Below are 12,019 nucleotides of genomic sequence, written 5' to 3'. Positions count from 1 at the left end.
GCTCAACAACCGACCCCGCAAGAGCCTCGACTGGAAGACCCCGGCTGAGGTGTTCGAGGAGCAGCTACGCTCACTCCCACAACCCGGTGTTGCAACGACCGGTTGAACCCAGTCAATTTCGAAGCCGGAAGTTCGTGGGCGCCTTGACTCGTCACGGCATGTCCGGATCGATGGGCCGTGTCGGCGCGGCCGGTGACAACGCCGCTATGGAGAGTTTCTTCGCGCTGCTGCAGACGAACGTCCTCGATCGCCGATCCTGGTGCAGCCGTGAGGAATTGCGCATCGCGATCGTCACCTGGATCGAACGGACCTACCACCGCCGCCGACGGCAAGCCGCCCTCGGCCGTTTGACACCCATCGAATACGAAACCATCATGACCCCACCGGCCAGTCAGGCTGCGTGACCGAACCTGTCACCTGATCTTGCAGCAGTCCCATCAGCGCCCTCGCGCCGCAACTGGGTGATCAGGCGAGCGAACGTGCGTGGCCGCAGCCCGGAAAACAACTCCACCATCACCGGGTCAGACGCCGAGATCACCACCCGCGACACGATACCCGTTGCCACTCAACGGATTACGGGACATCCCTTAGGACGACAGCGACCCCTCCGGCGCCGGTCGTCGCTGCTGGCGCGCTAGCAGCCGCCGCACCCAATGCTAGATACCCCGCAGTACAACCAAACGGGGTAGCATGAGCGGTTGATGCGGTCGATATCGAGCCGAGTGTTACCCCTGCGAGTACGATCGCACCTGTAGCGACAGCCTTACCGAACCGGTTCATTTGCGGGTTCCTATCTGTTGGTTATTGCAGCGGGAATCTGGAACGTGTGTACAGCCGGGTGGTAGGAATTCTGGCTTCCCACCACCCGGCTATATGAGGCCCGACTGGTTTGAGTTCTCAGGCGCGAGGTTGTTGCCGCGCAATATTCGGGATCGCGTCAGCATGGGGCGCACCGACGTATATTGGTCGGTGTGGCGCAAGGAGACGAGCCGGCCACTCGAAAGGTTTAGCGGTACAACGGGCCGTGCGCCGAGATATCGGGCTTCTCCTGTTTTCGAGTTGGTGGAGAGGCTGCCGTATCTCCAGGATTAGTGATACAGCTTGTTGAAGTAGAACTTGGATCCGTCAAGGCCGAATGCCGCACCTCCGAGGCAGTCCGTCACGATGCCGTTGATCTGCGTTGCGGCTACCGCACGTGAGGCTTCGCATTGTTCCCAGGTGTCGAACGGGCCGATATATTCAGCCGAGGCGACCCCGCTTGCGCCCAGAATGATTGCGGTAGCCGCCAGAACAGTGCCGCCGATTTTTCGAAACATTTTTCTCCCAAGATTTGGTTCATAGGACAGAGCAGTACGTAAAGGCCGTCGATCACCTAAGTGGTGAAACTTTGGCGCGAATCCCCTCGTTGCCTGCTCGGGAAGAACCTTCTCAAAGCTCGTATCAACCTATCAATAGCCGTTCAACCACTTCGCAGTTCAAGGACACTTGGCGGCCGCAGATTGTGACGCTGGCCGGCAGTGAGGCCAGTCCTCCAGTGGCGTGAGGAGGCCTGGTTGAGCCAATCTCGGAACTGGCTAAAGGTGAAGTACATCGGATACGATGTCTGTTGTGACAGACGAGACGAAGTCGGCATCGATGTCCGCTCGGGACGACGAAGGTGGGACCCACCGACACAAGCGGGGAGAGAGAAAGCAGCGACCCTTCTGGCAAGAATTCCCGATTCTCATTGTGATCGCTGCCGTAATCGCAGCTCTGATGGTGACCTTCGTTGGCAGGCCGTATGTTATCCCGTCGCAATCTATGGAGGACACCCTTCAAATCGGGGATCGCATCTACGTGCAGAAGATCACCTATTACGGTAGCGATCCCGCTCCTGGTGACGTGGTGGTGTTCGTAGGGCCGCCGTCGTGGAATGACCTGTACAAGTCCATACGCTCTGATAACACGGTTGTGAGGGGCATGCAGAACTTCCTCGCCTACTTCGGTCTCGTCCCTCCAGATGAGAACGACTTGGTGAAACGCGTCATCGCAGTCGGTGGACAGACTGTGCAGTGTTGCGATGCCCAAGGTCGGGTGATGGTTGACGGTAAGCCGCTCGATGAGCCCTATATCAAGAAGGATCATCCGTGGTATACCGACCGACCCAACGCGGTCTACCCAGCTGGGCGAGTGTTCGGACCTGTGACGGTGCCGGACGGGCACATGTGGGTAATGGGCGACAACCGCAACGAGTCGCGAGATTCAAGGGCGCATGTCAGCGACGATCTTCAGGGAACTGTTCCGTTTGACAATGTCCGTGGTAAGACTGTCTTCAAGATCTGGCCACCAAGTCGACTTGGACCGGTTCATTCGCAAGATCCTCACGGCTGAAGTTGGTGTGCAGTCCGTGGTCGTAAAGGAAGTTGTTGACCGATGTCATCGGCGGGTCAAGATTTGCGATTCGCAAGGTTGACGGAGAATTCGTGCCAAATGTTGGCACAAGCGTTCGCTAGTTCGGCAGCTGCCGATATCTGATGTGCCGGAACAGTCTGAATCAACCGTCTAGCGCTGCGTTGATCGATTGTTCCGGCAAAGAAGCGGAGAAGTGCCCGTCCATCATCCGTCGACGTCAGCGACGGATCTTTGCGGAGTCTGTTCAGCAGGACATCCACAGTAGCGGCAGGTAGGATTTCTTTTTCGGCGCTCTGACCAGTCTGGTCGACGGGACCCAGTTGGTCGTGTCGCAGTCGAGCCTTGACATCCCTGACAGTTGCCGGTGAGAGTCCCACAGCTCTGGCTACCTCCCGTAGAGAGGAGTTGGGGTTCAATTTGAGTATCTCTGTTGCGCGCAGCCTCGCAGCCGTGCTGTCGAGTGGTCGCATCTTTCCGTCCTTGCCCAATCTTTTGTTCAACTGGGTCCCGGTGTCAGTTGAACAGGATCGGATTGATGCTACGGTTTTCGTCGAGATTCCGACCATGTCGGCGATCATGCGATCGGACCATTCTGGATGTGTCGCCACGATTCGACGAGTTGCTGCCTGGCGATCCTCTCTGGTCAGGGGCAAACCTTGCTCGGCATTCGCGTGTACAGCGAACAGAAAGGCCTCGGCGTCAGTGCCTTCAAAGAATTGGACCATGATCGTTGGAGTGCCACGCCGCCGTGCAGCCATCAAGCGGTGCGCGCCATCGATTACCTCCATAGATCGACGGTTGACAATAATCGGAGGCAGCGCTTGGTCCGTGTCGATCAGATATTTGATGTGTCGATTGTCGAGACCGCGCAGCCTCGGTGAATAGGCAAGTTTGACCAGGTCGACCGGTGTTGGCTCGGGCGATGAACTCAGGTTGGATCGAAAGTTGTAATAGACGTGGGGCTCTAATTCTACAGACAAGATCAATCTCCAGGCACAGGCCATCCAGGCGGATGGGAGACCTCCGGTTTGGTGGCTCTTGATGATCCGCATCGCGAAATTAGATCAGCGGACCTGGCGCGTAGTCTGCAGAATAGGGCTCGGCGAACTTCATTTCCTGCCTCGGCCTCGCTGAATCATTTGGATATTTAGTCGATTTGACCGACCAGAGTCAGTGGATCAAATATTGAGAAGTGGTGCATCTTCGGCGATACCGTCTTGGTTGCCTAATGTGGGCGCCACGACTGTCTTGTGGTGCTGGTGGTCGTTCGCATTCCGGCTGGCTGAGGGCAGTGTGACGAAGCTGCTGGCAGTTGTTTGTGAGGGCCCGGCCGCTGCTTGTGCAGCAGTGGGGGTAGTACTGGGCGCTTTCTCGGACGCTGGGCTGGTGGGCGTACCAGCTTGGTTGCCGCTTCCATTGCTGCCCTTTGTGTCGCCAGCGCCTGGATCGGTCGGGGTGGTCGGTTTCTCGGCGGTGGTTGCCTCGGAGGGGTTCCCGGCGCTTGACTGGCTAGTGTCGGGCGCGGTTGTTCCCGTGACCTGGGCGCTGTTCGACGCTTCGATCATCGCCGCGCCCGCTGTTCCGATAGCGGTGATGATCTCGTCCGTATTGCTGGCGAGGGTCGAGAGCTTATCGAGAATATCAGGTAGGCTGCCGGTGAATTTGCTGATGGTGTCCAAAAGGGATATCACATTCTCCGGTGACCAATTGTCCGGGTCGAAAGCGGAGTTGGTGTCGCTTCCGGTGCCTGTCGGGGTGGAGGGGGTCGATGGTGCCGTTGTAGCGGGTGTGGTCGTCCCGCCTGTCGTGTCACCTGAGATCGGGGTTCCGCTGGGCTGGGGCGCTGCGCCGGGCTGCGCGGTCGTAGCGGTTTGTGCCGCAATAGTTTGCGCTGGGGTTGTCTTCGCGGGCGTAGTCGTTGCTGGGTTTCCGGTGGCACCACTCTCGTCGCCCGTGTTCGCAGCCGCGATTGGGGATCCCACCAAGGCGCTGATTTGCTGAGTCGACGTGCCTTCGTTCGGGCTCAACACTGAAGCTGCTGTGCTCACCTCAGCGACCGTCGTGCGCGCCGAGGCGTCCAGAGCCGTCTGGGCAGTGAGCAGTGCGGACAAAGCTGAAGTTACTTGTGACTGGTGGTATGCGGTATCATCAGCGCTGATCGACGAACCCGTAGCTGCGGTCACTGCCCAGTCGTCGGAGACATCTGCACCCGCGCTGAGAGCATCGTCGACCTTACTCAATACCGTCGTGCGGTGGCTGGTCATGGTATTGCCGCCATCGATCAGTTGCTGGCCCAGCTCGTTCACCAACGTCGCTGCCCGCGTCGCCGCGGCTCGGTCACCGGCAACCCGATCGTAGGCGGCCAGATAAGCATCCCCCGACCAATGCGAGCCCGCGTTGCGGATGTAGGTCACCGCTGAGTCTGTAATCCCGCTGAAATGACCGTTCCGGTTGAGAATTGATTGACCTACCTCCGTTAGCTGCCACGGCTGCCATTGTGATCGGACCTCGGTCAACGTGGGAAAGGCGCCGACCTGGGTTTCCGCCGCGGTGCCGGTTCCTGCTGCCTGTTCGTTTGAACTTCTCACAGCGCGACCTCCACGTTATTCATGCTCGTGCAGAATTCTTGATCGGTGATCTGATAGTCATCCGCCCCGCCGCGCGCGAGTGTCGAAACCTCCTGGCACCGGCTCCCGTAGCCTCTCCATACCGATTCCACCGCCGAGACCACTGAGCGGACCACCGCGCTCGACAATGTCAGCCCGGTGGTCTCCGGCACCGCATCGGACAGTTTCAGGTCTACTGCCGACGCCGCGACACTCGTCAAGGACGAAGAGAGCGCACGCAACTCATCTGGATCAACCATCATGACAATCTCTCCCAATCCCCCGGTGACACAGGAACATAGCGGCTGTACAGGACTCACCACGCAAGGCAGCGAGCAGCCGTCGCCGTCGGAACCGTTGCGGTGCAGTTGTTTTGGGCTTCATATGGATTGGACGGGACTCCACGGACTCCGGTTCCCGACAAGAATGGTGAGTCACATCACATTCGGCGTGGAAGCGTGCCAAACACGTGGAAGAAGGTCCGGTGGTCGCCGGGCCGATGTCGATAGGTAGCTGAACCGTGCTGCCCAGCAAGGTGTTTGATCGTAGGGTGGCGTGCGAGTCGGCGGATCGCCTGGTGAGGGCTTGTCCAGAACGAACGGTCATCTACCAGAGCCCTCCTTGACGGTTCTGCTCTGCGGCGGTGCCCTAGTCGTCGTTCGGCCCTGCATGTTCCCCGCCGGTGTGATCAGCTGGCATTGCGCAGAGAGCGGATAACGATGGTGGCACTGGATCCTGGTCAACACAGCATGCTCATGTTGGCCTACCTCCGCTACGGCGGTCCGGTTGCTGCGCTCGGGCCCGGTCCGAGGTCTCGACCTGGTACTGCCTGGGGTGGTGCGTTGCGGAAACGGTCACGCTGCTGGGGGCATGTGGCGCCAGAGTTGGAGGTTGCGCTGCTGTCCCGGCTGACCGCCCGACTCGTCAAGGTGATCGGGGTTCTTTAGGAACGCAGGTGTCAAAGCCGCTGTGGAAGGGGTGAAGGGGCTCACTGTCGTGACGATCTCTGAGGTCCCAGGAGGCCCCCGAAATCGGGAAACTTTGTTGTGGACGCCGTTGTTCGGCGGGTGTCCCCGGTCGGTGAGGCGTGCGTTCCTTTGGCGGCAGCGGCAAGATCGCGCGGTTGTCGGGCTCCGCGAGGTGGCGGGCGGCTCGCCTGAATCGGTAGCTGTTGTCGTGTCGCACGCCTGTTCGCGTCTGCCGCCGTCGACCGCGCTAGGTAGAGTTTCGGCTATGCGGTTCAAACCTGCGGTGGCGGTCGGGCTGGCCTGCGTGGCGCTCGCCGGCTGCGGATCGGGAGACTCCGGCGACGCGTCGGGTCCGCGAGGGAATCCGCCGAAGGTCGCCGCGCTCGGCCCCTTCGTCGGCGAGTGCGGACATGTCAGCGACGACGAGGTGCGATCGATCGCCGGGCTGTCGCAGGTGTCGGCGGTGTTTCGCAACGCGGTCGGGTGCAACTGGCAGTCGGCCGGTCTGGATTCCGCCGTGGTGACGTTCGCCTCGTATCGCGGCAGCCCGATCGAGCGGGAGCGGGCCTGGGTGGAGTCGAAGGACCGGGTGACCGAGTCCATCACGTTGCGGGGCCGCACCGGGTTCCAGTCGCACGGCTCCAGCCTCGGCACCACGACGTGCGACTACGCCATCAGCCTCGGCGACGACTTCTTCGAGTGGTCCACCTTCGGCTACACCGTCGCGGGCCGCGAGCCGTGTGCGGCGGCCGAGCAGCTCGCGGAACTGACGCTGGAGCGGTTGCGGTGACGAGAGCGACGATGCGCGCGGCGGCGGTCGTGCTCGCGATGGTGTCCGCGGGCACCGTGCTGGCCGGCTGCGGCCGGACCGTGCCCGGCACGCCGGTCGAGGTCGGTGCCGGTGGTGGCGGCAGCGGTGCGGTGAACATGGACTTCGACAAGCTGCTGCGCGAATGCGAAGTGCTGACGCTGGCGCAGATGGCCGACGCCGTCGGCGGGAACGCGTATTTCAACGACTCGTTCGTCGGGGCGGTGTGCATGTGGGACGTCGAGGGCGCGCCGGGTGGCAATGCCAAGCTCACCTTGAACTGGTATGAGAACGGGTCGCTCAATGTCGAGCGGCAGACCTATCAGAAGCTCGGGTACGACTCGGCGATCACCACGATCCAAGGCGCGTCGGCCGTCGAGATCCGCCGGCCGGGTGACCCGGATTCCTGCGGGGTCACCGCGAAGGCCGCCGATGCAGGCGTGGTCGGTTGGTGGATCAACTACCGTGCGGGATCCGCGCACCCCGACCCGTGTCCGGTGGCGGCCAAGCTCGTCGAACTGACCCTGAACAGGGCCAGGTAGCGCCGTGACCTGGCCCCCGCTTTGACCCCGGTTCGGGCGGGCGCGTATCGTGGATCGCTGTGCCCGGATTGCTACGGGCAAGTTCGTGCGTGAACGTAGGCCAGCGAGAGCGGCCGGTGCGTTCCAGCGTGCCCTGAGAAGGGCCACTGACCTGCGCGCGACACGCCCGACCGCGGGTCAAAGGAAACGTGGCTGGACGTGCAGGTTAGAAGTTGACCAACACCAAAGGGGTCCCCGCACAGGCGGGGATGAGCCAGAAAGCCGGTATATGCCAACCATCAACCAGCTGGTCCGCAAGGGTCGCCGCGACAAGGTCGCCAAGACCAAGACCGCGGCCCTGAAGGGGAGCCCGCAGCGTCGTGGCGTGTGCACTCGCGTGTACACCACGACCCCGAAGAAGCCGAACTCCGCGCTCCGTAAGGTCGCGCGTGTTCGCCTGACCAGCGCGGTCGAGGTCACGGCTTACATCCCCGGCGAGGGCCACAACCTGCAGGAGCACTCGATGGTGCTCGTGCGTGGCGGTCGTGTGAAGGACCTCCCCGGTGTCCGCTACAAGATCATCCGTGGCTCGCTCGACACCCAGGGTGTGAAGAACCGCAAGCAGGCTCGCAGCCGCTACGGCGCCAAGAAGGAGAAGAGCTGATATGCCACGCAAGGGCCCCGCACCCAAGCGTCCGCTGATCAACGACCCGGTCTACGGGTCCCCGCTGGTCACTCAGCTGGTCAACAAGATCCTGCTGGACGGCAAGAAGTCCACCGCCGAGCGTATCGTCTACGGTGCGCTGGAGCAGGCGCGCGAGAAGACCGGCACCGACCCGGTCGTCACCCTCAAGCGTGCGCTGGACAACGTCAAGCCCGCCCTCGAGGTGAAGCCCCGCCGTGTCGGTGGCGCCACCTACCAGGTGCCGGTCGAGGTCCGTCCCGGCCGCGCCAACACCCTGGCGCTGCGCTGGCTGGTCAGCTACTCGCGCGCCCGTCGCGAGAAGACCATGGTCGAGCGTCTCGCCAACGAGCTCCTCGATGCCAGCAACGGCCTCGGCGCTTCGGTGAAGCGTCGCGAGGACACCCACAAGATGGCCGAGTCGAACCGGGCCTTCGCGCACTACCGCTGGTGATTGCCGCCCGGCCCGTCGCTAGTGTCGGCGCCGGAAGGCTTTCAGTCGGGACGCGGCACCTCGGTGCCGCCCCCGGCGTTGACATTGTGACGACCCGAACCAGGGTCGTTCCCGAGAATCCCAACTAGCTAACGAGCGGGGAAGATTTCCGTGGCACAGGACGTGCTCACCGACCTGAACAAGGTCCGCAACATCGGCATCATGGCCCACATCGATGCGGGCAAGACCACCACTACCGAACGCATCCTCTTCTACACCGGTATCACCTACAAGATCGGTGAGGTCCACGACGGCGCGGCCACGATGGACTGGATGGAGCAGGAGCAGGAGCGTGGTATCACCATCACCTCCGCCGCTACCACCTGCTTCTGGAAAGACAACCAGATCAACATCATCGACACCCCAGGGCACGTCGACTTCACCGTCGAGGTGGAGCGGTCGCTGCGCGTGCTCGATGGTGCCGTCGCGGTGTTCGACGGTAAAGAGGGCGTCGAACCGCAGTCCGAGCAGGTGTGGCGTCAGGCCGACAAGTACGACGTGCCGCGTATCTGCTTCGTGAACAAGATGGACAAGCTCGGTGCCGACTTCTACTTCACCGTGCAGACCATCAAGGACCGCCTCGGTGCCAAGCCGCTGGTCATCCAGCTGCCGATCGGCGCGGAGAACGACTTCGAGGGCATCGTCGACCTGGTCGAGAACAATGCCAAGGTGTGGAAGGGCGAGACCAAGCTCGGCGAGTCCTACGAGGTCATCGACATCCCGGCCGACCTCAAGGACAAGGCCGAGCAGTACCGCCAGGAACTGATCGAGACCGTCGCCGAGTCCGACGAGGCGCTGCTCGAGAAGTTCTTCGGTGGCGAGGAGCTCTCCGTCGAGGAGATCAAGGGCGCCATCCGCAAGATGACCGTCGCCTCCGAGCTGTACCCGGTGCTGTGTGGTTCCGCGTTCAAGAACAAGGGCGTGCAGCCCATGCTCGACGCGGTCATCGACTACCTGCCCTCCCCGCTGGACGTCGAGGCCACCGAAGGCCACGTGCCCGGCAACGAGGAAGAGACCGTCACCCGCAGGCCCAACGTCGACGAGCCGTTCTCGGCGCTGGCGTTCAAGATCGCGGTGCACCCCTTCTTCGGTGAGCTCACCTACGTCCGCGTGTACTCGGGCGAGGTCGCCTCCGGCGCCCAGGTCGTCAACTCGACCAAGGGCAAGAAGGAGCGTCTGGGCAAGCTGTTCCAGATGCACTCCAACAAGGAGAACCCGGTCGGCACCGCCTCCGCCGGTCACATCTACGCCGTGATCGGCCTGAAGGACACCACCACCGGTGACACCCTGTCCGATCCGCAGAACCAGGTCGTCCTCGAGTCGATGACCTTCCCGGACCCGGTCATCGAGGTCTCCATCGAGCCCAAGACCAAGTCCGACCAGGAGAAGCTCGGCACCGCGATCCAGAAGCTGGCGCGCGAGGATCCGACGTTCTCGGTCAAGCTCGACGCCGAGACCGGCCAGACCGTCATCGGCGGCATGGGCGAGCTCCACCTCGACATCCTCGTCGACCGCATGAAGCGCGAGTTCAAGGTCGAGGCGAACGTCGGTAAGCCGCAGGTGGCCTACCGCGAGACGATCACCAAGCCGGTCGAGAAGCTCGAGTTCACGCACAAGAAGCAGACGGGTGGCTCCGGCCAGTTCGCGAAGGTCATCATCGCGGTCGAGCCGTTCGTCGGCGAGGACGGCGCGCACTACGAGTTCGAGAACAAGGTCACCGGTGGCCGCGTTCCGCGTGAGTACATCCCGTCGGTCGACGCGGGTGCCCAGGACGCCATGCAGTACGGCGTGCTCGCCGGCTACCCGCTGGTGAACCTGAAGGTCACTCTGCTCGACGGCGCGTACCACGACGTCGACTCGTCGGAAATGGCGTTCAAGATCGCGGGCTCGCAGGCCCTCAAGGAAGCGGCCCGCAAGGCCGGTCCGGTGATCCTCGAGCCGCTGATGGCGGTCGAGGTCATCACGCCCGAGGATTACATGGGCGACGTGATCGGCGACCTCAACTCCCGCCGTGGCCAGATCCAGGCCATGGAGGAACGCAGTGGTGCCCGTGTCGTCAAGGCGCTGGTTCCGCTCTCGGAGATGTTCGGCTACATCGGTGACCTGCGGTCGAAGACCCAGGGTCGCGCGAACTACTCCATGGTGTTCGCCCAGTACGCGGAGGTTCCGGCCAACGTGTCCAAGGAGATCATCGCCAAGGCGACCGGCGAGTAATTCGCTTGCCGCGGCCTTGTACGCTAGGCCGCGGCAACCGGGCGTCAGCACGACCCCCCTTAATAACCGCACTGCTGCAAAAGCACGCACTAACTAGTCCAGGAGGACCACAGTGGCGAAGGCGAAGTTCGAGCGGACGAAGCCCCACGTCAACATCGGCACCATCGGTCACGTCGACCATGGCAAGACCACGCTGACGGCTGCTATCACCAAGGTGCTGGCCGAGAAGTACCCGGACCTGAACGAGACGTTCGCGTTCGATCAGATCGACAAGGCGCCGGAGGAGAAGGCTCGTGGTATCACGATCAACATCTCCCACGTCGAGTACCAGACCGAGAAGCGCCACTACGCGCACGTCGACGCCCCTGGCCACGCCGACTACATCAAGAACATGATCACCGGTGCGGCCCAGATGGATGGCGCCATCCTCGTGGTCGCCGCCACCGACGGCCCGATGCCGCAGACCCGTGAGCACGTGCTGCTCGCCCGTCAGGTCGGCGTGCCCTACATCCTGGTCGCGCTGAACAAGTCGGACATGGTCGACGACGAGGAGATCCTCGAGCTCGTCGAGATGGAGGTCCGCGAGCTGCTGGCCTCGCAGGAGTTCGACGAGGACGCGCCGGTCGTGCGGGTCTCCGGCCTGAAGGCCCTCGAGGGCGACGCGAAGTGGTCGGAGTCGGTTCTCGAGCTGATGAACGCCGTCGACGAGTCGATCCCGGACCCGGTCCGTGAGACCGAGCTCCCCTTCCTGATGCCGGTCGAGGACGTCTTCACGATCACCGGTCGTGGCACCGTCGTCACCGGTCGCGTCGAGCGCGGCATCATCAACGTGAACGAGGAAGTCGAGATCGTCGGCATCCGTCCGGAGAAGACCAAGACCACGGTCACCGGTATCGAGATGTTCCGCAAGCTGCTCGACCAGGGCCAGGCGGGCGACAACGTCGGCCTGCTGGTTCGTGGCATCAAGCGCGAGGACGTGGAGCGCGGCCAGGTCGTCGTGAAGCCGGGCACCACCACCCCGCACACCGAGTTCGAGGGCCAGGCGTACATCCTGTCGAAGGACGAGGGCGGCCGCCACACCCCGTTCTTCAACAACTACCGTCCGCAGTTCTACTTCCGCACCACCGACGTGACCGGTGTCGTCACCCTCCCCGAGGGCACCGAGATGGTCATGCCGGGCGACAACACCGAGATGAGCGTCAAGCTGATCCAGCCGGTCGCCATGGACGAGGGCCTGCGCTTCGCGATCCGCGAGGGTGGCCGCACCGTCGGTGCCGGTCGCGTCACCAAGATCGTCAAGTGATTCAGTAGTCACTGACACCGCCTACGGCGTCGC

Annotated in this window: 11 protein-coding genes and 1 pseudogene; 8 read left to right on the top strand and 4 right to left on the bottom strand. The window is 62.6% G+C overall.

Features of this window, described 5'->3' with window-relative positions; all coding sequences use genetic code 11:
• Positions 1-110: 110 nt before the first annotated feature.
• Positions 111-404: pseudogene (locus ACFOW8_RS13305) on the top strand (integrase core domain-containing protein); the annotation flags it as partial.
• A 684-nt stretch (positions 405-1,088) separates the two neighbouring features.
• Here the strand turns inward: ACFOW8_RS13305 and ACFOW8_RS13300 are convergent.
• On the bottom strand, positions 1,089-1,316 hold the full coding sequence (locus tag ACFOW8_RS13300) for a hypothetical protein (protein ID WP_378550667.1): 228 nt from the start codon (positions 1,314-1,316) through the stop codon (positions 1,089-1,091).
• Between the two features lie 283 nt (positions 1,317-1,599).
• Between ACFOW8_RS13300 and lepB the strand changes: the two genes are divergently transcribed.
• Positions 1,600-2,370, top strand: coding sequence for a signal peptidase I (gene lepB, locus ACFOW8_RS13295; protein ID WP_378550665.1), 771 nt, complete (start codon positions 1,600-1,602; stop codon positions 2,368-2,370).
• Positions 2,371-2,426: 56 nt separating this feature from the next.
• Here lepB and ACFOW8_RS13290 read toward each other — a convergent pair whose 3' ends face one another.
• The 3 genes from ACFOW8_RS13290 to ACFOW8_RS13280 form a co-directional block, all read right to left on the bottom strand.
• Complete coding sequence (locus ACFOW8_RS13290; RefSeq protein WP_378550663.1) at positions 2,427-3,443, bottom strand: ParB/RepB/Spo0J family partition protein; 1,017 nt, start codon at positions 3,441-3,443, stop codon at positions 2,427-2,429.
• Positions 3,444-3,569: 126 nt separating this feature from the next.
• Positions 3,570-4,805 carry a hypothetical protein gene (locus ACFOW8_RS13285; RefSeq protein ID WP_378550661.1) on the bottom strand — a complete coding sequence of 412 codons (1,236 nt, stop codon included), beginning with the start codon at positions 4,803-4,805 and terminating at the stop codon, positions 3,570-3,572.
• Positions 4,806-4,975: 170 nt separating this feature from the next.
• Positions 4,976-5,260, bottom strand: coding sequence for a hypothetical protein (locus ACFOW8_RS13280; RefSeq protein ID WP_378550659.1), 285 nt, complete (start codon positions 5,258-5,260; stop codon positions 4,976-4,978).
• Positions 5,261-6,230: 970 nt separating this feature from the next.
• On the opposite strand from ACFOW8_RS13280, the gene ACFOW8_RS13275 reads away from it, so the two are divergent.
• The 6 genes from ACFOW8_RS13275 (at position 6,231) to tuf (ending at position 11,986) form a co-directional block, all read left to right on the top strand.
• Positions 6,231-6,755: a DUF3558 domain-containing protein gene (locus ACFOW8_RS13275; RefSeq protein ID WP_378550657.1), complete on the top strand. Its 525-nt coding sequence runs from the start codon at positions 6,231-6,233 to the stop codon at positions 6,753-6,755.
• The gene (locus ACFOW8_RS13270) at positions 6,752-7,315 is read left to right on the top strand and encodes a DUF3558 domain-containing protein (protein WP_378550655.1); all 564 of its coding nucleotides are present in this window, start codon (positions 6,752-6,754) and stop codon (positions 7,313-7,315) included. Before ACFOW8_RS13275 ends, ACFOW8_RS13270 begins: the two co-directional genes overlap by 4 nt.
• A 268-nt stretch (positions 7,316-7,583) precedes the next feature.
• Complete coding sequence (gene rpsL, locus ACFOW8_RS13265; RefSeq protein WP_014353064.1) at positions 7,584-7,958, top strand: 30S ribosomal protein S12; 375 nt, start codon at positions 7,584-7,586, stop codon at positions 7,956-7,958.
• A gap of 1 nt (position 7,959) precedes the next feature.
• Positions 7,960-8,430, top strand: coding sequence for a 30S ribosomal protein S7 (gene rpsG, locus ACFOW8_RS13260; RefSeq protein ID WP_019049358.1), 471 nt, complete (start codon positions 7,960-7,962; stop codon positions 8,428-8,430).
• Between the two features lie 150 nt (positions 8,431-8,580).
• Positions 8,581-10,683 (top strand): elongation factor G, encoded by a 2,103-nt coding sequence (fusA, locus tag ACFOW8_RS13255; RefSeq protein ID WP_378550651.1) that lies wholly within the window; start codon positions 8,581-8,583, stop codon positions 10,681-10,683.
• A gap of 112 nt (positions 10,684-10,795) precedes the next feature.
• On the top strand, positions 10,796-11,986 hold the full coding sequence (gene tuf, locus ACFOW8_RS13250) for an elongation factor Tu (protein WP_378550649.1): 1,191 nt from the start codon (positions 10,796-10,798) through the stop codon (positions 11,984-11,986).
• Positions 11,987-12,019: the final 33 nt, after the last annotated feature.

The sequence above is a fragment of the Nocardia rhizosphaerae genome (genome assembly GCF_042650365.1).
Taxonomy (GTDB): Bacteria; Actinomycetota; Actinomycetes; order Mycobacteriales; family Mycobacteriaceae; genus Nocardia; species Nocardia rhizosphaerae.
The sequence above is the reverse complement of the archived record's forward strand: the minus strand, read 5'-3'. Positions and strand labels throughout refer to the sequence as shown.

Bases quoted from the DNA above. Each gene is read 5' to 3' on its own strand.
- ACFOW8_RS13300 (WP_378550667.1), bottom strand. From the start codon at position 1,316: ATGTTTCGAAAAATCGGCGGCACTGTTCTGGCGGCTACCGCAATCATT.
- ACFOW8_RS13290 (WP_378550663.1), bottom strand. From the start codon at position 3,443: ATGCGGATCATCAAGAGCCACCAAACCGGAGGTCTCCCATCCGCCTGG.
- rpsG (WP_019049358.1), top strand. From the start codon at position 7,960: ATGCCACGCAAGGGCCCCGCACCCAAGCGTCCGCTGATCAACGACCCG.
- ACFOW8_RS13275 (WP_378550657.1), top strand. From the start codon at position 6,231: ATGCGGTTCAAACCTGCGGTGGCGGTCGGGCTGGCCTGCGTGGCGCTC.
- ACFOW8_RS13280 (WP_378550659.1), bottom strand. From the start codon at position 5,260: ATGATGGTTGATCCAGATGAGTTGCGTGCGCTCTCTTCGTCCTTGACG.
- rpsL (WP_014353064.1), top strand. From the start codon at position 7,584: ATGCCAACCATCAACCAGCTGGTCCGCAAGGGTCGCCGCGACAAGGTC.
- lepB (WP_378550665.1), top strand. From the start codon at position 1,600: ATGTCTGTTGTGACAGACGAGACGAAGTCGGCATCGATGTCCGCTCGG.